Source organism: Okeania hirsuta, from assembly GCF_003838195.1.
GTDB lineage: Bacteria > Cyanobacteriota > Cyanobacteriia > Cyanobacteriales > Microcoleaceae > Okeania > Okeania hirsuta.
The window spans coordinates 1-22,269 of the sequence record NZ_RCBY01000134.1 but is presented as its reverse complement, the minus strand read 5'-3'; the positions used below and the strand labels follow the sequence as shown (position 1 = coordinate 22,269).

Annotated in this window: 23 protein-coding genes and 1 pseudogene; 11 read left to right on the top strand and 13 right to left on the bottom strand. The window is 36.0% G+C overall.

Annotation, left to right across the window (positions count from 1 at the left end; translation table 11 throughout):
- Nucleotides 1-266 precede the first annotated feature (266 nt).
- Nucleotides 267-1,919 carry a DUF2079 domain-containing protein gene (locus tag D5R40_RS20400; protein ID WP_124155121.1) on the bottom strand — a complete coding sequence of 551 codons (1,653 nt, stop codon included), beginning with the start codon at nt 1,917-1,919 and terminating at the stop codon, nt 267-269.
- A 445-nt stretch (nt 1,920-2,364) separates the two neighbouring features.
- Between D5R40_RS20400 and D5R40_RS20395 the strand changes: the two genes are divergently transcribed.
- The 3 genes from D5R40_RS20395 (at nt 2,365) to D5R40_RS20385 (ending at nt 5,860) form a co-directional block, all read left to right on the top strand.
- The gene (locus tag D5R40_RS20395) at nt 2,365-3,621 is read left to right on the top strand and encodes a histidine kinase (protein WP_124155120.1); all 1,257 of its coding nucleotides are present in this window, start codon (nt 2,365-2,367) and stop codon (nt 3,619-3,621) included.
- A 625-nt stretch (nt 3,622-4,246) separates the two neighbouring features.
- A complete protein-coding gene (locus tag D5R40_RS20390) occupies nt 4,247-5,113 on the top strand; it encodes an aldose epimerase family protein (protein ID WP_124143364.1) in 867 nt (288 codons plus the stop codon).
- A 186-nt stretch (nt 5,114-5,299) separates the two neighbouring features.
- On the top strand, nt 5,300-5,860 hold the full coding sequence (locus tag D5R40_RS20385) for a Uma2 family endonuclease (protein WP_124143363.1): 561 nt from the start codon (nt 5,300-5,302) through the stop codon (nt 5,858-5,860).
- A gap of 73 nt (nt 5,861-5,933) precedes the next feature.
- Here the strand turns inward: D5R40_RS20385 and D5R40_RS20380 are convergent, their stop codons facing one another.
- Nucleotides 5,934-7,199 carry a tetratricopeptide repeat protein gene (locus D5R40_RS20380; RefSeq protein WP_124143362.1) on the bottom strand — a complete coding sequence of 422 codons (1,266 nt, stop codon included), beginning with the start codon at nt 7,197-7,199 and terminating at the stop codon, nt 5,934-5,936.
- Between the two features lie 22 nt (nt 7,200-7,221).
- Here D5R40_RS20380 and D5R40_RS35685 point away from each other — a divergent pair, with 22 nt between their 5' ends.
- Nucleotides 7,222-7,386 (top strand): hypothetical protein, encoded by a 165-nt coding sequence (locus D5R40_RS35685; RefSeq protein ID WP_161564339.1) that lies wholly within the window; start codon nt 7,222-7,224, stop codon nt 7,384-7,386.
- 123 nt (nt 7,387-7,509) lie between these two features.
- Here D5R40_RS35685 and gloA2 read toward each other — a convergent pair whose 3' ends face one another.
- The 3 genes from gloA2 to D5R40_RS20365 form a co-directional block, all read right to left on the bottom strand.
- Nucleotides 7,510-7,896: an SMU1112c/YaeR family gloxylase I-like metalloprotein gene (gene gloA2, locus D5R40_RS20375; protein ID WP_124143361.1), complete on the bottom strand. Its 387-nt coding sequence runs from the start codon at nt 7,894-7,896 to the stop codon at nt 7,510-7,512.
- Nucleotides 7,853-8,101, bottom strand: a complete 249-nt coding sequence (locus tag D5R40_RS37890; protein ID WP_124143360.1) for a hypothetical protein — start codon at nt 8,099-8,101, stop codon at nt 7,853-7,855. Before D5R40_RS37890 ends, gloA2 begins: the two co-directional genes overlap by 44 nt.
- Before the next feature lie 165 nt (nt 8,102-8,266).
- Nucleotides 8,267-8,701, bottom strand: a complete 435-nt coding sequence (locus tag D5R40_RS20365) for a Fur family transcriptional regulator (RefSeq protein ID WP_192901041.1) — start codon at nt 8,699-8,701, stop codon at nt 8,267-8,269.
- A gap of 159 nt (nt 8,702-8,860) precedes the next feature.
- On the opposite strand from D5R40_RS20365, the gene rd reads away from it, so the two are divergent.
- Nucleotides 8,861-9,574, top strand: coding sequence for a rubredoxin (rd, locus tag D5R40_RS42080; RefSeq protein WP_124143358.1), 714 nt, complete (start codon nt 8,861-8,863; stop codon nt 9,572-9,574).
- Between the two features lie 419 nt (nt 9,575-9,993).
- On the opposite strand, the gene D5R40_RS20355 is transcribed toward rd, so the two are convergent.
- The 3 genes from D5R40_RS20355 to D5R40_RS20345 all read right to left on the bottom strand — a co-directional run bounded on the left by D5R40_RS20355 (nt 9,994) and on the right by D5R40_RS20345 (nt 12,983).
- Complete coding sequence (locus tag D5R40_RS20355) at nt 9,994-11,082, bottom strand: hypothetical protein (protein ID WP_124143357.1); 1,089 nt, start codon at nt 11,080-11,082, stop codon at nt 9,994-9,996.
- Between the two features lie 7 nt (nt 11,083-11,089).
- A complete protein-coding gene (locus D5R40_RS20350; protein WP_124143356.1) occupies nt 11,090-12,259 on the bottom strand; it encodes a hypothetical protein in 1,170 nt (389 codons plus the stop codon).
- An 88-nt stretch (nt 12,260-12,347) separates the two neighbouring features.
- Nucleotides 12,348-12,983 (bottom strand): ThiF family adenylyltransferase, encoded by a 636-nt coding sequence (locus D5R40_RS20345; RefSeq protein WP_124143355.1) that lies wholly within the window; start codon nt 12,981-12,983, stop codon nt 12,348-12,350.
- A 207-nt stretch (nt 12,984-13,190) separates the two neighbouring features.
- Here D5R40_RS20345 and D5R40_RS20340 point away from each other — a divergent pair, with 207 nt between their 5' ends.
- Nucleotides 13,191-13,418 carry a four helix bundle protein gene (locus D5R40_RS20340; protein ID WP_124155119.1) on the top strand — a complete coding sequence of 76 codons (228 nt, stop codon included), beginning with the start codon at nt 13,191-13,193 and terminating at the stop codon, nt 13,416-13,418.
- A gap of 201 nt (nt 13,419-13,619) precedes the next feature.
- The gene (locus D5R40_RS20335; RefSeq protein WP_124143354.1) at nt 13,620-13,973 is read left to right on the top strand and encodes a four helix bundle protein; all 354 of its coding nucleotides are present in this window, start codon (nt 13,620-13,622) and stop codon (nt 13,971-13,973) included.
- 42 nt (nt 13,974-14,015) lie between these two features.
- Here D5R40_RS20335 and D5R40_RS20330 read toward each other — a convergent pair whose 3' ends face one another.
- Complete coding sequence (locus tag D5R40_RS20330) at nt 14,016-14,801, bottom strand: hypothetical protein (RefSeq protein WP_338043128.1); 786 nt, start codon at nt 14,799-14,801, stop codon at nt 14,016-14,018.
- Nucleotides 14,802-15,576: 775 nt separating this feature from the next.
- Nucleotides 15,577-15,765: a cyanobactin biosynthesis PatC/TenC/TruC family protein gene (locus D5R40_RS20325; protein ID WP_124143353.1), complete on the bottom strand. Its 189-nt coding sequence runs from the start codon at nt 15,763-15,765 to the stop codon at nt 15,577-15,579.
- 317 nt (nt 15,766-16,082) lie between these two features.
- Between D5R40_RS20325 and D5R40_RS35680 the strand changes: the two genes are divergently transcribed.
- Nucleotides 16,083-16,259 (top strand): hypothetical protein, encoded by a 177-nt coding sequence (locus tag D5R40_RS35680; RefSeq protein ID WP_161564338.1) that lies wholly within the window; start codon nt 16,083-16,085, stop codon nt 16,257-16,259.
- 457 nt (nt 16,260-16,716) lie between these two features.
- Entirely contained in the window at nt 16,717-17,091 is a 375-nt protein-coding gene (locus tag D5R40_RS20320) for a hypothetical protein (RefSeq protein WP_124143352.1), read from the top strand.
- Between the two features lie 495 nt (nt 17,092-17,586).
- On the opposite strand, the gene D5R40_RS20315 is transcribed toward D5R40_RS20320, so the two are convergent.
- Nucleotides 17,587-18,843, bottom strand: coding sequence for a PatA/PatG family cyanobactin maturation protease (locus D5R40_RS20315; protein WP_339379411.1), 1,257 nt, complete (start codon nt 18,841-18,843; stop codon nt 17,587-17,589).
- Between the two features lie 24 nt (nt 18,844-18,867).
- Nucleotides 18,868-19,368: pseudogene (locus tag D5R40_RS42075) on the bottom strand (S8 family serine peptidase).
- A 211-nt stretch (nt 19,369-19,579) separates the two neighbouring features.
- On the opposite strand from D5R40_RS42075, the gene D5R40_RS20310 reads away from it, so the two are divergent.
- Both D5R40_RS20310 and tnpC read left to right on the top strand, forming a co-directional pair.
- On the top strand, nt 19,580-19,825 hold the full coding sequence (locus D5R40_RS20310) for a helix-turn-helix domain-containing protein (protein WP_124143351.1): 246 nt from the start codon (nt 19,580-19,582) through the stop codon (nt 19,823-19,825).
- A 103-nt stretch (nt 19,826-19,928) separates the two neighbouring features.
- Entirely contained in the window at nt 19,929-21,392 is a 1,464-nt protein-coding gene (gene tnpC, locus D5R40_RS20305) for an IS66 family transposase (protein WP_124143350.1), read from the top strand.
- Nucleotides 21,393-21,864: 472 nt separating this feature from the next.
- Here the strand turns inward: tnpC and D5R40_RS20300 are convergent.
- A partial coding sequence (locus D5R40_RS20300; protein WP_124155118.1) for an IS630 family transposase occupies nt 21,865-22,269 on the bottom strand: 405 nt, incomplete at its 5' end.

The window sequence follows — 22,269 nt, the reverse complement described above, 5'->3', positions numbered from 1 at the left end:
CCTTCTGCCTTCTGCCTTCTGCCTTCTGCCTTCTGCCTTCTGCCTTCTGCCTTCTTCAAGAAGATTACTCATTGTTAATTTAAGGAGTCAGTGCCATCGCCTCCGTAGTAGTACAGTAGGGTGAGTTAGGCGCTTACTACAAAATACTGTTGAACTGTCAAATATTACGTTGCGCCGTAACGCACCGTTGAATAGTTTGTAGCTATCTCAAAGATCTCGGTGCGTTACGCTTTCGGTGCGGAATACTGCGCAAACGCTAACACAACCTACTTGACTGACTCCTGACTCCTGTCTCCTGACTCCTTCTTCATGCGGAAATTTTCCCATCCATCCAGAGCATCCAAATCAGAAACTACTCCTTTTTCCATCAAAACCACACCATCTCTAAAATCAGTAATTCCATATTCACCAGAATTATAAAGTTCTTCAATTCGCGGTACAATTTTCTCTAACCGTTGGCGATCGCTCTTAAATGCGACCCGATATCTATTCAACCGCCACAGATCAACAATAATATATTGCACCTTTTCCACCTCTCTAGCATCATTTCTAAATTGCATTCTAGGAAACCGCAAAATTGCTCGACGACTTGATAAGTGAGGAATAATATAAGTTGTTGCTGCCACACTTGCATCATCAGGAATTTTTCCTAACAATGGTCGCATTTTACCAACGTGTTGCCATTGTTGGTGTGCGGGAACATAAACCCAAGGTTTAACTGAATCTGGTACTAAAAAATAAAAAGTGCGATTAGGATTAGATGTAAATGTAAAAAATAGCGACAAGCAAATACAAATTACCCAAAAACGGCGAAACTTTCCTGATGGCAGTGGTGAGTTTTCAACTTCTGATTCTCTCTTTCCCCACCATAGAATTGCACCGTAAAATAATCCAGGTACTACTGTCATAGCGTAGCGAATTGTAATTGACAGTACAGACAAACCTTGAGCAGAAAATAATTTCAGTAAAGGAAACCCTGCTATCATCCAAGAAGCGGGAGCAACAGCAGGTACAAATGCTAAAGGTAACCATTGACCTAATAAATACTTGATAGTGCCAAAAAATGGAGTGAAAATTTCTGCTATTAACCGCCAAGGGTTACTAATCATACCCCAAATAATTTCCAAAGTCGAAGCTTCATCTCCTTCTGCATATTGACCGAATCTTTCCATCATAAATCTCTGGGAAATGTCTTCGGAAAATAGGGGCATAATCAGATTTGTTAAAGCTACCATATAAACAAAACTGAAAGTACAAATAGCTAAACCTATTTTGGGGTAGCGTTTACTCAAAATTAGATAGAATCCTACTCCAAATAAAACTACTCCTGCATCTTCTCTAACAGCTAAAATTAATACTACTAAAATCCAAAATAGAGGCCACCAGCGTTTTTCCATTGCCAGTAGTAAGCTAAATACAAATATAGGTATCTGACAAATATCATGGAAATTTCCGAGAGTAGGGCCAATTACTGCATTAGCACAATAGAAGCTAATGGTAATTATGGCTGATAAGGGTGGCTGGAGATAGTGCCTAGCTAAAATGTATAAAACTAAACCAGCACCAGTAACTAATGTGACCTGTAATACTGTTAGGGTGACAGGATATGGAAATAGAGCATATATTGGCAACCACAATAATAGAGCTGGAGTAAAATGTTGGCCTAAGCGGTGATAGTATACTTCTGGTACTTGGCCTTGGTGAACTACATTTGTAGAAAGAGCAGAAGAGAGAGAACTTTGAAAAAAACGACCGTGTATACTATTCCAAAAGACCTGGTTAAATATACCTTGGTCGTAAGAGGCGTAAAAACTATAATAGCGGTGCAAATTAAATAATAGACAGAGAACAAAGAAGGCGATCGCCGCCACAAGCACCACTCTGAGGGACTGATTTTTTTGCCAGCTAACCAACTTCATCCATTTTTAGCAATATTTCAAAATTTAAAATTACATTTTTTTGACAACTGAGACATGAAGTTCTGAGAGTATCCTCAGCAAACCTCCAACTACTATAAAATTTAAGCTTGCAGTATACCACTTACCAGAAAATTCTCCCTCACTTGAGTCATCATAACCACTGGTAAGATTTATCTGTATTCACTTACTATAAAATATCAATTATGTCAAGTCAGCATTAGATAATCTCAATATACTCTAGAACGCGAATTGAAAGTATTAGTGTCACAATATGAAATAGATATTAAATTATCTCAGAAACTAATTTTCTTTTATAGGCCATTAATAGAAAAATATAAAATTCATCCAATTAGTTTTTTAATCGTAAGTGGTAAACCCCGCCCCGCTTACAGCATAGGGCCAAGTATCTAGGTAGGCGGGAATATTCAATATGGATTACTACTAAATGGTAAATTATTCTATTTGCAAAAGAGATGCTAATAGCCTATCCCACTTACCTAGAAATTTTTTACAGGTGTCTTCAGAAAAATCTAATAATAATAATAATAGTAATGAGCAGGGATTTTTACAGATTTTATTGTTTATCAACAAACGTCCTGGCTCTCAAGAGCAAATTCAAGCCATTCGTAAGTCCCTCAACAATTTAGAAAAAGATTATGATTATCCCTTTGAATTTCAAGTCATTGACGTACAAGAGCAACCCTATATGGCAGAGCACTTCAAGTTAATTGCTACTCCTGCTCTACTCAAAATTTATCCTGAACCGAGACAAACCCTAACTGGTACAGATTTAATTGCCAAATTGGAATATTGGTGGCCACGCTGGCAACGTTCCATCGCCGAATATTGGCACACTCATAACTCTCAACCTCAGTCTAAACAGGTTGTTAATCAAAAATTATCTGTTAATTCCATCGACTGTGCTGCAGAATTAATGCAAATGTCAGATGAAATTTTTCGTCTCAAACAGGAAAAGGAACAACTTCAAGCTCAACTAAGATTTAAAGACCGTATTGTGGCCATGTTGGCTCATGACTTACGCAACCCTCTGACAGCAGTTTCATTGGCTCTAGAGACTTTAGAATCAACTCAAAAAACTGTTAATAGTGAGTTTCCTAGAAGCTCTCCGACTCTTATGGAAAGGCTAATTAAGCAGGCACGTTACCAAGTTCGTGTGATTGACAGAATGATTACAGATATTCTGGAGAGGCCAAGAGGCAAAAGTACGCAGTTACAAATTCAGCCTGAAAAATTAGATTTGGGGGCATTGTGTCGCGAGGTGATAATTAGTTTTCGAGACCGACTTAAGTCAAAAGATTTGCAGTTGAAAACGGATATTCCTAATGATTTACCGTTAGTTTATGCTGACCGAGAAAGAATACGTCAGGTAATAGTTAATTTGCTGGATAATGCCATAAAGTATACTCCTAAACAAGGAAAAATACAGGTTTTAATCCTCGATCGCACTACTCAAAAGATTCAAGTGACAATTTGTGATAGTGGTCCTGGTATTCCTAAAGAAAATCACGGTCGTATTTTTGAAGATAGTTTTAGACTCAAGCGTGATGAGTCACAAGAAGGTTATGGTATTGGTCTAGCTTTATGTCAAAGGATTATTTTATCCCACTACGGCAAAATTTGGGTAGAGTCTAGTCCAAATAATGGTAGTTGTTTTCAGTTTACTTTACCAGTTTATCGATGATTGATATAGTCAATCAAAACTATAACGTTTTATATATTTAGTGTTTAGACCTCATATATTAGTTATCTCCGGAAAAGAGGGAGTAGGAAGTAGGGAGTAGGGGGAAATAATTGATAATTTATATGCAATAATTGATTTTATTTTTGATGATCACCAGATGTCTATTGTATAAGTCCTGCGATCGCTAGATATATTTCCTTAAGTTCAGAACTTATGCACTACCTAATTTTTTGATGTTGGTAACTGATATTAGTAGCACTAAGTTTAGACTTGTTTTCAGTTCACTTAAATGATATGGTTAAAGGTTTAAGCAATATTTTATATAAAATCCGCTCGGGTTCGGTATAAAAAAATGTTCCATCCTCAGCGCCATTGCCAAATCTTTCTAAATTCTCTTCCTTCCGTGCCTCCTGACTCCTGACTCCTAAAAAATCCCCTAGATATTTGTAGCAAACGTTTATCAAATTCGTATTATGTCCAAAATGAATAGTTTTTCAGACTATTCTATGAGAATTTAATAAATATTTGCTACAAATATTTATCAAATTCGTATTATGTCCAAAATGAATAGTTTTTCAGACTATTCTATGAGAATTTAATAGCAGTTGTTTTAGGTAAATTATCTATGCCTGCTAATGTTGGACAAAATCAAAATCAACCCTATATCCTTTCTGATGAAACTACTCAGTCTATGGTAGTTGTTGTTCCCGAACGAGGTGGCATCATTACTGACTGGCGTACTCAAGACCAAAAAATATTTTATCTTGATAAGGAACGTTTTGCTGACCCCACTCTTTCGGTACGCGGTGGTATTCCTTTACTGTTCCCTATTTGTGGCAACGTGGTTGACGATACCTATACGTTAGATGGAGAAAGCTACAAAATCAAGCAACATGGTTTTGCTCGTACCCTCCCTTGGGAAGTTACACAACAGTCTACCGAGAATGGCGCAAGTATTACTGTGACTCTCCGCAGCAGTGATGAAACTCGGGCAGTATATCCATTTAATTTTGAGTTGAATTATACATATATATTGCGGGGTAATACTCTAGAGATGCGATATTCTCACACGAATTTGTCTCAGAAACCTATGCCATTTGCTACAGGAATTCATCCTTATTTTGCTGTAACTGATAAGAGTCAATTAGAGTTTGATTTACCTTCAAATGAGTATAAACTTAAGGGCGAACAAACTGTTAATACTTTTTCTGGAGAGTTTGATTTTAATGCCGAAGAAATTGATTGGGCGTTTGTTAATTTGTCAAAACAATCAGCAGTAGTTACTGATAAAAGTCGTAATTTGAAGTTAACTATTAACTACGATAGTAATTACTCTACTCTAGTTTTTTGGACTGTCAAAGGTAAAGATTTTTATTGTTTAGAACCTTGGACTGCACCTCGTAATGCTATGAATACTGGGGAAAGTTTATTAATTGCTGAACCTGGTAAAACTGTGGAAACAGTTATTAGTATGACTGCGGAAATTGGCTAATTTTAAAAAAGCTGTCAGCATTTCAGCACTCAGCTTTCAGCTTTCAGCAGTAAACTTTTAGAAGGAGATTTAAACTCAAGTATGGGCGAATGCCATTCGCCCCTACAAGCTGATAACATTTGCGTAGCATTCCGTAGGAAAGTTCCTCATATAATATTTATAAAAATTCTAAATAAGTATAAAATTATGAGTACTTTGACATTAAATTTAGATACTGTTAATCTCACAGACGAACAATTCTATCAGTTATGTCAAAATAACTGCGATTTTAACTTTGAAATAACGGCTAAAGGAGTATTAATTATTATGCCACCAGTTGGTGGGGATAGTGGTAATCGAGAAGCTGAATTAATTATTGATTTGGGCATCTGGAATCGGCAAACAAAACTTGGTTTTACTTTCAGTTCATCTACTGTTTTTAAGTTGCCAAATGGTGCTAACCGTTCCCCAGATGTTGCTTGGATAAAACGGGAACGTTGGGAAGCATTAACACCTGAACAACGGCGCAAGTTTCCTCCCATTGCACCGGATTTTGTAATTGAATTAAGGTCAGGAACAGATGATTTGGAAATGTTGCGCGACAAAATGCAAGAATATATGGATGCTGGAGTAAATTTAGGATGGTTAATTAATCCTCAGCAGCAACAAGTAGAAATTTATCGTTTGGCAAAGGATGTGGAAGTAAGAAATCTTCCAACTGAATTATCGGGTGAAAATTTATTGCCTGGTTTTAGGTTGAATTTATAGTAGAAGGAGGAGCGAAGAAGGGGGAAGTTGAGTTTTAGAGGTACTGATAACTGATAACTGATAACTGAAATGACTATTGTTGATAATCAGATATAACTTTTTCCAAATACCAAATCTTATCCCTTCCAGGATATTTTTCTCGAACTTTTGCGATTAATCTTTCTGCCATTTCCCAATGCCCACCAACCATTTTTAAAAGTTTTTGTTGTAGTTGTTTATATTGATTATCTTCGTTAAGGTTCTGATTTTGACTAGGAACAGTTCCGTGAATTTTCTTCAAGTCATCTAAGGTTTTTTTATAGTTATTCCAATCTTCAGCATCCCCGAATAATTTAGCAGCATTCTGATAATCATCTATGGCTTTTTTCATTTCTTCTAAACGGAAATAAACAATGCCTCGATGATAAAAAGCTTTGGCTTCATTAGGGTTAATTTTTAATGCTTGTTCATAATCTTTTATTGCCTCTTGATATGCTCCCATATCCCGATAAGTATTTCCCCGACTTACATAAATAAGCGAATTATTCGGTTCAATTTTTAAAGCTGCATCAAGGTCAGCGATCGCTCCTTTAAAATCTCCCATTTTACTGCGAATTATCCCTCGATTTTGATAAGCTAAAATATCTCGGTCGTTAAATTGCAAAGCTTGATTAAAATCTGATATTGCACCTAAATTCTCCCCTTGTTTATAACGAATAATTCCCCGACAACAATAGGCTTGAGAATCTTCTGGGTCTACTTGTAAAGCCCAGTTTAAATCTGCTATTACTCCCTGTCGATCGCCTTTTTCAAATTTTCTTAAAATCTTATTTAAAAATGTTTTACTATCACCTTTTTGGAGATTATTTTCAACTTTTACAGCAGTAGTAGATACAGATTGTATTTGCTTAATATTATCCAAACATTTCCGACAATTAACTACATCTTTCTGTTCTAAATACAATTCTGCTCCTCGCTTAAAATTATCTATGGCATCTGCTTGATTATGTTGTTGACGATAAGCATTACCCAACAATTTATATGCCGGAGCATAGTTATTATTAATAGCAATTATTTGATTTGCATCTGCAATAGTTTCCGAAATATCTTTTACTGCCAACTTAGCAATACCACGAGCTAAATAAGCATCTATATAATTAGGATTAATTGCTAAAGCTTGAGTATAATCAACAATGGCTTCTTTGTTGTTTCCTAAATCAAACTTTGCTAAACCTCGGCCATAATAAGCTTCAGCAAAATTAGGATTAATTTCTATAACTCTACTAAAATATTGAATTGCTGCCTCATAGTCTTTAGCACGAGATTTTGCTACTGCTTGCTTATAGATTTCTTGTTCCATTACACTCTAAATTAATTGTTTTATGAACAATCCTAGCATTTATTTGAAGGAAGAAGAAAGAAGTCAGAAGGAAGAAGGAAGAAGGAAGAAGGAAGAAGGAAGAAGGAAGCAAAGAAGAAGGAAGCAAGGAAGAAGGAAGCAAGGAAAAAATGGATGGGTACTCAAACTCCTTCTTGAGTGGCAGTAGGGACGTTGCATGCAATGTTCCCATAGCAACTCCCAGGAGGGGAAGTAAACCATCAATAATTATTTCTACTTGAAAATAAGAGGCAATTATTAATTATGAATTATTAATTATTAATCGCCTTTTTCAACTTTCATAAATTTCCAGAGGCAACCCATCTGGGTCGGGAAAGAAAGTAAAACGTTTGCTAGTTATTTCATCAATTCTAATATTTTCTACTTCTATATTGTGAGATTTCAAATAATCGACAGATTCATCAATATTATCTACTTCTAAAGCTAAATGTCTCAAACCACAAGCTTCTGGACGAGTTAATCTTTTTGGAGGGTTGGGAAATGAAAATAATTCAATGCGATCGCCATTTCCTACAAGTAAATCTAACTTATAAGAATTGCGTGCTTTTCTCCAAGTTTCTTGAATAATTTCAAATCCTAAAATATTCACATAAAAATGTTTTGATTTTTCATAATTAGAGCAAATAATTGCAACGTGATTGAAGCTTTTGATTTTCATAGGGTAATTCTAATAATTGGCAATAGTAATTAACAAAAAGAATATCATAAACGAAGGCAGAAGGAACAATTGGTTGGGGAGTGATCGAGAGTCGTGGCAACTTTTTAGTATCCCCATCCACTTTTCTCTTATTCTTTCTTCCTTCTTCCTTCTTCCTTCTTTCTTCTTCCTTCTTTTTTAGCGATACTAAAATATTCGCGAGCAAGATGCTCGCACTATCAAATTTATCTTTTCCCTGATGGGTTTAATACCCCAACCTCACCCACGGTATCTAGAATTGGTTGGGTATCATTCGAGGGTTGTCAACTTTTTAGTATCTCCTCTTTCTTCCTTCTTCCTTCTTTCTTCTTCCTTCTTCCTTCTTCAATGCCTATGCTTTATTACAACTTTCACGACTGCACGTACCCCTAAGAATAACCTCATAACTTTCAGGATAAATTCCTGGTGGTAAACGATCCATTTGCAAATTACTAAAAGTTTCCCAGTCGATATCAATGATCGCGCCACACTTTTGACAGCAAAAATGATGATGAGGTTTAACGTTAGCGTCATAACGAGTTACTCCCTCTTCCAACAATACTTCCTTAACTAACCCTACTTCTCGTAACACTGTTAAGGCGCTATAAATAGTTGCCTTGGAAGAAATTGGTAACTCACGGTTGACTTCACTCAGTATCTCCTCTACTGTCGGATGGTCTGAACGAGATAAAAGATTAGCGTAAACTGCAAACCGCTGAGGAGTGATTCTCAGTCCTTTAGATTGCATTTCTTTCTTAATATTTGTTGCAGTATAGTTACTGTTCATTATTTAGGCTTATTAATAGATTTTATACCAACTTCAGATTATAACACATCTCAACAAATATTGGTTGTTAATTTAAAATTAATCTTTTCCTTGACATTTTATTAAATAAGAATTATTCTTAGATATAACAGAGTAAAAGAAAGAATTCAGGAGAACATCATGGACTTGTCCAACTCTAACACCGCCAAAAACTTGTCTGATGCTTTTGGAGGAGAATCAATGGCTAACCGTAAATACCTTTTCTTTGCCGAAGTAACCAAGAAATTGGGCATGGAAGATTTAGCCAAACTTTTCCGGGAAACAGCTAACCAAGAAACTCAACACGCCTTTTCCCACTTTCGCCTACTTCACCCAGAGTTAGTGGTAGACGACCCATCTACTTTGACTGAAGAGCAGAAAAAAGCGATCGCTTCTCGTTGTCTAGAGTTAGCAATTGAAGGAGAGACTTATGAATATACAACTATGTACCCAGAATTTGCCGAACAAGCACGGGTAGATCGTGATAGTGCAGCAGCAGCAGAATTTAAGGAGCAAGAAGAAGAGTCTCGGGAACACGCTTCGATGTTTCGCCAAGCAACTCATAAGTTTGGTTTATTGACTAGCATTGAGCATCATCACGCGGATCAATATACAGAAGCTCTCGAAGGTTTGAATGGTGTTGCACCGAAACAAAAAGCTGCTGGAAAGGAAGCTGCAACCCGTAAATGGATCTGTCGGGTGTGTTCGATGATTTACGATCCAGTTGTTGGCGACTCTGACTCTGGTATTGCTCCTGGTACAGCATTTGAAGATATTCCTGAAGATTGGTCTTGCCCTATTTGTGGAGCGCAGAAGAAATCTTTTGTTCCTTATGAAGAAGCGGTTGCAGCTTAAGTATTTTTTTTGTTGAAGGAAGAGGGAAGAAGGAAGAGGGAAGAGGGAAAAATTGCTTTGTCTGAGTTTTAAGCTTTTTATCTGTCCTAACTTTTCCTTCGACTTCTATATATCAAATCTGACTGATAACTTACTATAAAATCACTGCCATAGGAAAGTAATCTCCAATAGTTTTTGGGGTTGCTTTTCTACATTAGATTTTGCATGATTTTAATTTGTGGTGGAAAAGATAATTTCTGCTGCTTTTGGTAATTTAATGGGTGATGAAATACAGCACTTTGCGACTCTATGAAGTACACCCATCGCGGGCAAGATGCCCGCACTACAAGATTTTCACCATTTACCTCGTACATCATTTGACTGAAATATGCTGTAATTGGTTGGATAGAGATAATATCTTAATTATTCTGAGTTTCACCTTAGTTATCGTTATCAACATTACTATCTGCAAGTTGTTGTTCATATTTGTCATACCAATGTTCAATAACTAGCAAAGATGAATGGATTAACATATCCCAATTATTATCGTTGAATTTAATTTGCTTTATAGCAGGTCTAAAATGCACAATCGAATTACGAATTTTATAGACAAAATTTCCAAGATTTCCCTCTTCTACATTGTTAATATTAGCTTTTACTTGACGAAGTATCTGACGTGCTGAATTGGGAGAATCTTTAATCAGTTTATTTAGTGCTTCATTTTCTTTTGGTTTCCAACCGATATAAGATTCAATATTATCGGCAAAGTTTAATAGGGAATCTTGAATATTTAATTTTGTGTGCAGGTCTTCTAGTTCTGATATGGGAAATAATCTTTCGATACATCTATAGATATCGAGAAATGAATATTTCCAATAAACAGAAACTAAGCTGAGTAGTAAGTTTTCATAAGGTATATTTTTTGAACCTTCAATAAATAGCTTTTCAAATTCATTCAGAGTATTTGATGAAAAATTTAATGAAACCAGTTGACTATTTTTAGCATAAAAACCAGAAATTCTAATCAAAGTTATATCATCTAAATTCAAAAAAGGAGAATTTTCTGGGATTTTATAAACAAAAATTGGTTCAAATAAGTCTCTGACTGTAGAAAAATCATATCCGATTCTTTCTTTTTGAGATGGATAAAAAATTTTATCTGCAATATCATAGGGACTAGCTTTTCGAGCCACTGATATTTTTAATTCAAACAATAAAGCTGTAACTATGCCTGCATTCAATTCTATAAACTGGATGACTTCTTGATTATTTTCTAAATATTCTTGGGAACCAATGGCTACAAAATAATCATTACCACCATATTGAAAAGACGCTGTTGCAAAGTTGGGTAAAATCTGATATTTTTGGTTAATTATTTTTAATTTTTTTAACCATTCTTTTTCTTCATCATCAGTCTCAATATAACGTTTTTTTTGCTCATCTATAACGATGTCTATATTACTTACTTCAAAAAAATCAGCTAATTTATTGAAGATATATTCATTAGCTTCGATCATATTTCTAGACATCTTGGTATCAGTAAGCTCTCCAACATGGTGTCATTGTTTTAACGTCGAAATCTTCTTCTATTAAGACCTTAAAAGCTTCTAAGAAAAACGCTCTTTCAAAGTTAGTAGATTTACCCGTTTTTTTACTAATCAGTTCGTTAAGTGTTGGAAAATCTAAAAAATCACCTATTTCGCTATGTTTCATTTCTTTGACTTTTTCAAACAGTTTATTTGCATTATTTTTAATTTCACTCCATCTTTTATTTTGTTTTTCTAAACAATAATCATTACCAGGTCTACCTTGTACATATAAAGCGATAGAAGTTACAAAACCAATACAAGCTGGATGACTACGAAATAAGTCTTTACCTTTTTTGAAATACCCTTCTTTAGTTGTATCCTCATACGCAGATAGAGCTGAGTCAAAGTCAGCTAGACATCCTATTACTTCATAAAATATATTCGTAAAATTAGGATTAGCTACTGATTCTATAAAGTCTTGTCTCGTAAATTCATCAGCTAATTTCTCTTGTAGGTCAACTTTTTCCTTTCTAGCACCGAAAACTAAAAATAGTTCAATGACTTTATCTGCTTGATACTGACAAGAATTTTTACGTTTCTTTTGATCGTCAACTTTGATGATGTCTATATCTGGAAATTTGGCTTTTAGTTCCTTCAAATTTGCTTGAAAAACAGTTTCAATTTGTCTTCTCAAATTCCAAGGAATTTGTCCTGTATTTAATACTAACATCCGATATATTAAACTATTTACTTGCGATGCTATCCAGAATTCTATCCGAACTTTATTAACACTAATATTAGTATCTTTTTGCGCATCATATAAGGCAGTTGTTCTTTGCATTCCATCAATGATAGATATGCTATTTTCAGAATTATCGTTGATTAAATTTAATAATTTATCTTTATCTAATTTATTAATATTAGATAATTTTTCTGCTGAAGTAATTACTCCTAGAACTATTGGTGGTAGTATAGCTCCTTTTTCCAAGTCTTCAATCATTCTTTTGCGAATCCTGATAGCTGTTCTTGTTTTTAAAGTATCTCTTTGTCCTTCTAAACCTCCTCTATCATTAAAAACTTTTTCTACCATTTCTAAATATTCTGCTACTCTCAACTGAATCATTACAGAATAACAGTTAACTCTTTCATCTTTAAGAATGTCTATATTTGTTGTCATTTATCTTACCTTTTATGCTATATATTTGTAATTCAATTATCAACTTTAATTTAGTCATTAAATCAGCATAGCATATATTGATTTAATCCTACATAAATAATAATGGCTTAACAGCAAAATCTCCTAAAGTCACAGTAAAATTATCCTGCTGTTTTGTCGCTGCAAAATTCACCACAACTTCACAAGCAACAGCAATAGTTAACATTACTAAATTTCTCGCTAATGGATAATCACAAATATCATCATTTACTGGAGAAGGTACTCGATAATTTTCATTCCAAATTATCTCTGAATATTCAGAAGCTAACCCTACATGAAGACAATAAATATTAGCATTGGCACAATAATTTTTCACAGCACTCCGACTAATACTATTATCAAAAGTATCAATCACTAACTCACTTTTTCCTAATAGTTTACCTGCATTTTCTTCAGTTAATTTTTGAATTTGACCATCAATTTTTACTCCTAAAGCACGATAGAGACTATTAGTCAAAATTTTAACCTTAAAAGCTCCCACATCAGAACGATAATAAGGTTGAGTAGATAAGTTACGCTCCTCAATGCGATCGCAATCTATAACCCGTAATTTACTAAACCCAGAACGAGCTAAATTTTCAGTAATATTTGCTCCTAAAGCACCTGCACCACAAATAGTTATTGACAAATTTTTTAGCTTTGTCATAACTTCTGAACTGCGGTAAATTTGTTCGTGAAAAAACATAGTTTGGAAGGAAGAAGGAAGAGGGAAGAAGGAAGAAGGACTAAAGTTGGAAATAAGAAGTAAGAAGGAAAAAGTAGATAGGGATAGTCTCCAAAAAGCTACTCCAAGTCTATAAACTCCAAGCAATCTTTACCCCTTCTTACTTCTTCCTGATAAATTATATCCCTTCTTCCTTCGAGTTGATAACTTTTAAAGGTATTTTAAATTATGGGTAGTCATCGAGAACAATATATATGGAAAAGAGGTGTTAAAATGGCTATTAATTGTTATCAAATAACTCAACATTTTCCCACTTCTGAACTTTACGGTTTAACGAGTCAAATTAGTCGTAGTTGTGTTTCAGTTCCCTCAAATATTGCTGAAGGATATGGCAGAATAAGTAAAGTTGAATATATATTGTTCTCGATGACTACCCATAATTTAAAATACCTTTAATCAGTAAGAAGGAAGAGGGAAGAAGGAAGAAGGACTAAAGTTGGAAATAAGAAGTAAGAAGGAAAAAGTAGATAGGGATAGTCTCCAAAAAGCTACTCCAAGTCTATAAACTCCAAGCAATCTTTACCCCTTCTTACTTCTTCCTGATAAATTATATCCCTTCTTCCTTCGAGTTGATAACTTTTAAAGGTATTTTAAATTATGGGTAGTCATCGAGAACAATATATATGGAAAAGAGGTGTTAAAATGGCTATTAATTGTTATCAAATAACTCAACATTTTCCCACTTCTGAACTTTACGGTTTAACGAGTCAAATTAGTCGTAGTTGTGTTTCAGTTCCCTCAAATATTGCTGAAGGATATGGCAGAATAAGTAAAGTTGAATATATACGTTTTCTCAGAATTGCTCTAGGTTCTCTCAGAGAGTTAGATACCCAATTAATTATTGCTAAAGCAGTAAATTTAGCTAAACCAGAATTATTTAATTCTATCATTCAAGAAGTTGATGAACTACAACGTCTCATTATAGCCACTATTCGTAAATTAGAAGCATAATTTTCCTCCTTCTTACTTCCTTCTTCCTACTTTCTTGCAACTTCAGTCTTTCCTTCTTCCTGATTCCGTCTTTCCTCCTTCCTTCCTTCTTCCTTCTTCCCTCTTCCTTCTTCCTTCTTTAACAACACCCACTAAAGACTGTAAATCAAAATGTCGATCGCCCCCACTCAGACAAATACCAGCACTCACCACAGTCAAATCATTTTTCTCAATAGCAGAACTATGACGTTCCCCATCCCTTGTCACCCATTCTACTTGCCAATAAGTAGAGCGATCGCGAAAATCCTGCAATTCACCTCCTCCCATTTCTAACGCTTCACGCAGTTGTTTTTCATCCCTTTGTTGTTGCATTTGTTTCATAAACTCTTCTTTTTGTCGCGCTACTAAGTCATAAACTGTTTTCATTTCTGGTGTTATCCCCTTAAACCTGACTTCTTTGAGTGGCGTAATATTTTTGAACGCTTCCCGTAACTGTTCCGCAACAAAAGGATCGGCACGGCGATCGATATCTTCAAACCACCAGGAACTACCATCAAATCTAGCAATTATTGACTCAAACATAGCTCCTTCTGTTACTATATGAACTGCTATAGGTTTAGCAAAACCAAAACGTTGTTTAGCATCAGATTCATTAGTTGGATATGCTAGCCATTTTTGCCCTTTTAATTGACAAGCAAGGAATAATCTAAGAGGTTTTAAAAGTTGGAAATATTCCTCTAATTGAGGCAAATTTGGTTCTTCTACAAATTTTGCTATTTTGTCATTAATTGGTTGAAAAATTCCCCAACCTTCAATTTTTTTAGGTTGAGTTTGAAAGGTATAAACCATTCCTGCTACTTTTGTTTTGACTCGCCCATTTCTTATACAAGGTGCTAGAAATTGAATATTATTTAATTGTGCTTCTTGAGCAGCTAATTTGTTTAATAAATTTCAAATATCTGTCATAGTTTTTGATTTATTGAAGAAGGAAGAAGGAAGAGGGAAAAAGGAAGAAAGAAGAAGGAATAAGTAATATCATGTCTGTTGGTATCGTTTGTGTAAAAGTTAGCGTGGATATCTACAGGAAATTTAAGTTTTTTTCTTGCTCTTAAGCCTTCCTGCCTGTTGCCTGTTGCCTACCTTTGCTATACAATACCGATGCTACCGGACATGATATAATAATGAGTAAATTTGGAAGTTAAAATTTATTAACTGGAAGGAAGATAGTAATATTTAATTTCTGGAGATTTCTATTAGACATCTTCAATTATAAAAAATCAAATCAATTATCGCACAGAAATTATCAATTATTTCCCCCTACTCCCTACTCCCTTTTCCCTCTTTTCTGGAGATGTCTATTTAGCAACAAAGAAATAGTTTGGTATCAAGAATTTTAAGTTTTAACTTCTTAATATTAAATTCCTTTGCTTTGTGAGTAATATCATTTCTAGCATCATTAGAGGCAAACGGCCGTTTACCCCTACAATGTTGACTGTTATTTTTTAATTTCAATACTGAATTATAGCAGTCGAAGCAAAGGACGCGGACAGATCAAAAGCTTAAAAATCAAACAAAGCAAGACTTTTCTTTCTTCTACTATATACCAATGCTACTGGATTCGATATTAAGCCCAAATGCGTCCGCGACAGAAAGGTTTATCGTCTTCCCTCTTCTGGTCTTTGAACATAATTTTCCAATGTGCATAGTCTTCCAGACCAGTTGCCAGCATCATAGATTCTTGTTCTTGCTCAGATAGATGTTGATTTTCGCTGTTACTCAAATTTTGAGAAGCTTGAGATGTTTGCTCTGACATAATTATCCTTATTTAACAACATTATAAATTTTTTCAAGATTAGCGATCACCCGACTATCCAGGTGCAGAGGACTCTCAGAAACCCCAACCAGAGAACTTGAGCTGATTGTAAGTCGGATAATTATAGAACCCATTTGAGATCTATTTAATCAAGAGATGGAGATATCTTACAAGGGTATGTTTTTGATATTGGCAACCAAAACAACTTCTCTCGACTGACTGAAAGCTTGATTTTTTCGTTGTCTTAGTCTAAAACTAAGAACGCTGAAACCCATATTTTTCCTAGGTTTCTTAAAAACATAAAGTATTATGCCATAGTGAGCAAAAGAGGAGCGAAATCAACTATTCCACCACGCCAAAATGCTGTGATTGGAAAGCGTGGCAACTGCAAAGCTGCTCTCCATCCCAGAGACGAGAGTCTCAGACGAATTCGTAAAAAAGGACGTAATCAATGGAAGCATGAAAGTGGATATCATCAACGCACTAAGAGCTGATTTATAAAGTAAATATTAAGAGGCTGAATTTATGGCAATACAAGGGTTTTGGGAGTTATAGTCCAAGAAAACCTAAATCCCTGAGAGTTAGATAAAATAAGGGTTTTAGCTAAGTTTACAAATCAGCTCTAAGATCGCAAACCACTATGTTTAGACTCAAAGTTTGATTTGGGGGTAAACTGCGAAGACAATTGTTTGAAAACCAAGCAGTGGAGTTATTCATTCAATACCCTATGCAAGGGCCACATGATACAGAATGGTAAACCCGAAAGTTATCAAATAGACGTAGAGAGTTATTTTTGATTTTAATATCTCTTTAAACATCTCAAAATTTAATCTTTTTTTAAGGAATTAATTCTTATTATAAAGTTAAGAAATTGGAAATAATAGCTAATTATACTCAATGTTTATTAAAATTGAAGAATGTAAACTTAATTTTCGGGTAGTGAAGAAATATATGGAACTATTGCAAGAACAAATTATTGCTTTGAGTAAAAAAATTGAAGCAATACACACCATTATTGAAAAACTGAACGATCAGGTATCAACCTTTATAATTAAACAGAAGGTAAATAAACATCCATCTACAGAAACTACTTCTAATCTGATACATGTCAATGAGCTAAAACAAAAATATAACGGTTTTGATCTAGAATTAGAACACAAAGATGTGCTAGTAGATGATGACTATATGAATCAAGGTAGTCAAAATATGGATGGAGAATTAACATCAGAGATTCAAATTCAACGGCTAACAGCTCAATTGACGGCGGCTTATAATAGAATTGCTGCTTTAGAAGAACAATTACTTTCAAGAAGAATTAAAACTTAGGTATATAGGGTAAATTAGATATGTAGGGTAAAAAGGGTAAAATAGAGGGCTACAAATGAGTTAAAAACCTAAACTAAATTGAGATGTTTTATATTAAATAGACTTAAATAAATGCTTTTAACCCTCAGTAATTAGGTTAGCAAAATTAAACGTCTAATATACGGATGTTGTAAATTTATCCAAACCTGGGCGGAATTCTGTATGTAGCCAATTCTACGGCTCTCCTAATAGATCTATCATACCATACTTATGATACTAAATCCGCCGAGCCAAAGGTACTTTTCAATCCTCTCTAACCTTTCTGCCCTCTGGTTTACCATCGTAATAAAGATACTCATAGATAGATAGCCGGATTTAGTGTAGCTTATCCTCTTCAAAGTTAACTTTATTTATGATCGGCTATCAGAATTTTCTTATTAGAATTATGTCTCCTGAGTCCTGAGTCCTGAGTCCTGATTCCTGAATTATGCAATAACTAATTATGGGGATACTCTATTACTTCGGAACAGACCAAGACCGCATTTTACCTAATGTTACAGGCATCAAGTCAGATACATCAATAGTAAAACGATATACTTTTTTTGCCCTCCTAGTGTTATCTGGATTAAAAAACTTGAGCTTTACATCCCAACAGTTGCTATTGTAAGGACAGAAAGGACTTTTTTCGACTTCTATACTGTGCAACTCCATACCAACTGCTACTGCTTTAGAAATAGAAGCTGTTGATTGAAAAGCGTTTGTCGCAGCAAAGTTAATGGCCCGATCACGGTCTGCTTGTCCCAAGTTGCGGAGGTCATAATAAACCCGTTGCAGAAAACTTCTTAGAGATTTTCGTATTGCTTCTTCTTCAGCTTCTTCTCGCTCTGCACTTACTGATGCGAGGGCACTATCTATCAGCATATTCACTGTCCAACCATACATTCCTCTGGGACTATATATTTTTACCACAGGTAGAATTTGCCCAGAAAATAATTTCACAGTTTTGTCGCTCAACCTACCAGTGATGCTGACTCTTTCGATGTAACCTTCATTGTCTTCTTCCTCAACCTCTCCTGCTAACATATTTTGCAGAGTTTTATAAATATCCTCGGCAAATGCGCCTACAGGTTGGAGGGCGTAAATAGGAGTTAATTCTATATTTAATGTCCAGATTAAAGATTTGCCTTCATATAAATTAGCATCTAAATAATTTGCCATTTGGCTAGCATTATAAGGGTTCGCAGGAACTTGAACTCCTAAAATAACTGCTGCTGGCATCAACTGTTTAAATGAGTCACGCCGTGCTTCTGTGCCAAAATCATAACCCACTGTTCCCAAAGCATAAATTTTGTTGGAAGTAGCACTGGGCGTAATACCTTGAGAAGGCAGAAGGCAGGAGCGGTGCGACCCCGCGTCGGCGTTAGACGCAAGGGAATGCGCACCAAGAGAGGCAGAAGGCAGAAGGTTCTGTTCAGTTGCGGATTCTGACCCCGAATGAATGGGAGTCACTAAACGGGAGTTCAGCGGAGGTTTGAAACCCCCTTTGGTTGCCAGAATGCTCCTGCCTATCTCCTGCGGAGACACTACGCGAACGGCATCGGGATAAATCTCTCCTGCCTCCTGCTCTCTGCCTTCTGCCTTTCTATCAACCCCACTATCTCCTAATATTACATCTTCCTCTGGCGTTACCTCTGCCGTAGAAACTTCCACTGCTGCTAACTCCTTTCCTGTCAAAAGTTGAAAAGCTCCGGCAACATTGAGCTTACCTAACATACAGCGTTCTACTTCTTCGGTATCTTACAAAGTACAGGGAATGGCACTATTTGTTAATGCTGCCCGTATTGCTTCTGCATCTGGAGCTGCTCCTTGCTGCAATTGTAAACTCATTAGAAGTACCGAAATACCTGTTACCATTGGTGCTGCACAACTGGTACCTTTATTACGAACAGTTTCTTCTGTTCCTGGTTGAGCACCAAGAATATTTTCTCCGGGAGCAATAATACCTTGTTTTTGCTACTGCCCACCCCAGTTACTAAACTTGAATATTTGACCATTATCTTTCATTGCCCCTACTGACATTACTCCAGGCAATATAGCGGGAAGACACCAACATTCGCCTTTATTGTTTCCAGTCGGAGCAACAATTAAAATATTATTTTCTAGAGCTTGACGTACTGCTTTTTCCAATAGTTCGTGAGCAACGCCCGTTTTGCTAGGGCGGCAGGCAGCACAGTGGATAATATTTGCCCCTAAATCTACGGCCAGGTTAATGCCACGAGCTAAGTTTATAGAACCCATTTGGGTTCTCGAAGAAATTAGGCGATCGCCACTAATCTCTTCAACATCAGCCTGACAAAACAAATATTAATTTTGGTGGCAGCATGAGCAAGAGTTGTTTTCCTGCGGAATGCTGGGCAAACAAAATTTTTTACTAAACTTTTATACCAATTTCAAAAAATATTGTTACAATGAAATAGGTACAAAATTATTAAGTGATTGCAGTTATTAGATGAAAACAAAAACTCAAATATTAGAAACAGAATCTGAATTAAAAAAACTGTTGTCCCAGGAAACAGATGGGCATATCAAAGAAAAATTACAAGCACTTTACTGGTTAAAAACGAAAAAGCTATATACTATCGGAGAAATAGCAGAGTTGCTCGGTTGTCATCGAGTGACAGTACAACGTTGGTTTGGTGAATATCGTCGTAAGGATTCAGGTGAGAGCGATCGCTTAACAGGTCTTGAGTGGTAAGGATTCAGGAAATCTGCGAGAGCTTGACAAAAAATCAAACTACGGTAAAGTAAGGATATGAGTGAGTCACAAGCATCCCTAACTCCGGGAAAATCTCAACCAGTTGTCAAAGAAGGAACTGGTAAGGACGCTATTGGCTCAACAAAAAGTGATCGAAAAACTAGAACGAGAAATTGAGAAACTAAAAATTAGTCGAGATTTGGACAGCAAAAGTTCCTCCAAACCACCATCAACAGATATACTAAAAAAGTCAGAAACAGCAAAACACTCTGAAGATAATCCAAAGTCCGAGCCAAAAAAGAGACTCCCCGGAGGTCAACCAGGCCATCAGGGAAAGACTCGTCAAGGATTTTCTAGAATAGACAGAATCGAAATCCTCAAACCTTTTGTATGTATTAATTGTGGTCAAACAGAATTTTTAAGTGAGCCGATAGAAGTAGAAACCCAACAAGTAGCACAACTGGTAGCTCAACCCATAGAGATAGTAGAGTACCACCGTCACAGTTGTCAATGTAGAGGCTGTAGTCAAGTAACATCTGCTTCTTGGTCTTCTGAGATGATACCGGGACAAGATTTAGGAGTGAAGCTACAAGCCTTCCTGGGATGGTTAGGCCAGATCGGACATCTACCCTACGAAAAACAACAAGAGATGTTATGGGAGTTGGGGAAAATTGATATTGGCTTAGGGACTTTAGTTAATACCAATCAAAGGTTGGAATCAGCAATCAAACCTCATGTAGAGCAATTGTCAAATTGGGTAAAAAAAGAACAACCATCAATTCATGTAGATGAAACACCTTGGCCTGTAAAGGGAATCAAGGAATGGCTATGGGTGTTGACAAATGAAGATTTCTGTCTGTTCCGAGCCGCCGATACTAGGAGTCGTGCTGAACTAGAATCCCAGTTAGGTAGTGAATACGGTGGTGTCATAAGTAGTGATGATTTAAGTGTGTACAATGGCTATCCAGTCAAAGCTCAACAGAAATGTCTAGCCCATCTACGTCGTCACTTTCAACGATTGATTCAATTACCAGGGGAAAATAATCAAGCCATTGGGAAAGCTTTTAAAGACTTAATTGATGAGGGATTTCGTCATTATAGCCAATGGCAACAAAATCAAGAGCGTGATGGTTATCGTCACTGGGCTGTTAGATTTAAACACAAGGTAGAGTCAACACTCAAACAATGGAGCAACAAAGCAGGTTATGAGGCAGGAAAATTGTTACGCAGCCTCAAGCTCAAAGCTGACCAATGGTGGTATTTTCTCCATCACCCAGAAATTCCTCCTGATAATAATCTTGCAGAGCGCTCATTAAGGCTAGCTATCACTAAACGAAAGGTAAGTGGTGGCTCCAGAAGCATGGAAAGATTTCAACACACAGCAAATTTACTGACTGTGGTACAAACCTGTCGTCGCCAGGGACGTTCAGTGATTGATTTCTTTGAGCAGTCTTTAAAGGCGTTTCGGCTGTCGCCGACATTAAACGCGGAGCGTGGCATAAGCCATATCGCTCTAGATAATGATAACTTATCAACTCTTTCTCTGATTCCTACATCTGATACCTGAATTATTAGGAAGCGATCGCTTTCACCTGAATCCTTACATATCGTCAACGGGGAATAGAAGGAATATTAAACAGAAAAAAAAGTCCCGGAAGGCCAAGAGCAGTACCACCAGAGATCGTCAATCAACTGACCAAAGAACTCACATCTGCGGAAGGTTTCTTTAGCTATGGTGAAGTTCAAAAATGGCTGCAAGTGTTTTATGATTTAAAAGTTATAGCAATGAGCGCTGGCACGCTTTACATACTACTAATGTCTTAACATGTAGTATTAAGTTCTGCTACATGACCGATATTTTTGATATGCGATCGCAACTCAGTTCCTCTGTCGTGAGCCAAATATGCTTTGGCCTGCCATATCTGACATCAGAAGGTCTGCGATCGTGTCTCGGTTTCACCCCATCCAACCATGCTGATCTTCAAGTTTTATAGACTCGCTCCTTGAAATTTAATTCCTTGGAATAATTGATTTAACTACTACGGAAAAACTTCAGGATTTTCCATGAAAGCTGCATCCACACAGTCTCTAAAATTCTCAAAGAATTTGAGTCTTTGTCTCATCCAATTTTTTAAGACAAACCACCAACGTTCTATCTTATTAAAATCTGGTGAGTAGGGTGGTAAATACCAAATTTCACACCCTTGCTTGGCCACTAATTCTTCTATATAAATTGATTTATGAAAGGTTGCATTATCCAATATAATAACTTGTCCTGGTTTTAATTTTGGTAGTAAAAATTTTTTTAACCAATTCTCAAACAAATTACGATCACAACTTCCTGTAAATCTTAAAGGAGCAAACATTTTTGATTGATTTATAGCTGCAATCCAACTGACTCTCTCAGTTCTTTTTCCCGACTTCATACCTGGTACTCTTTTCCC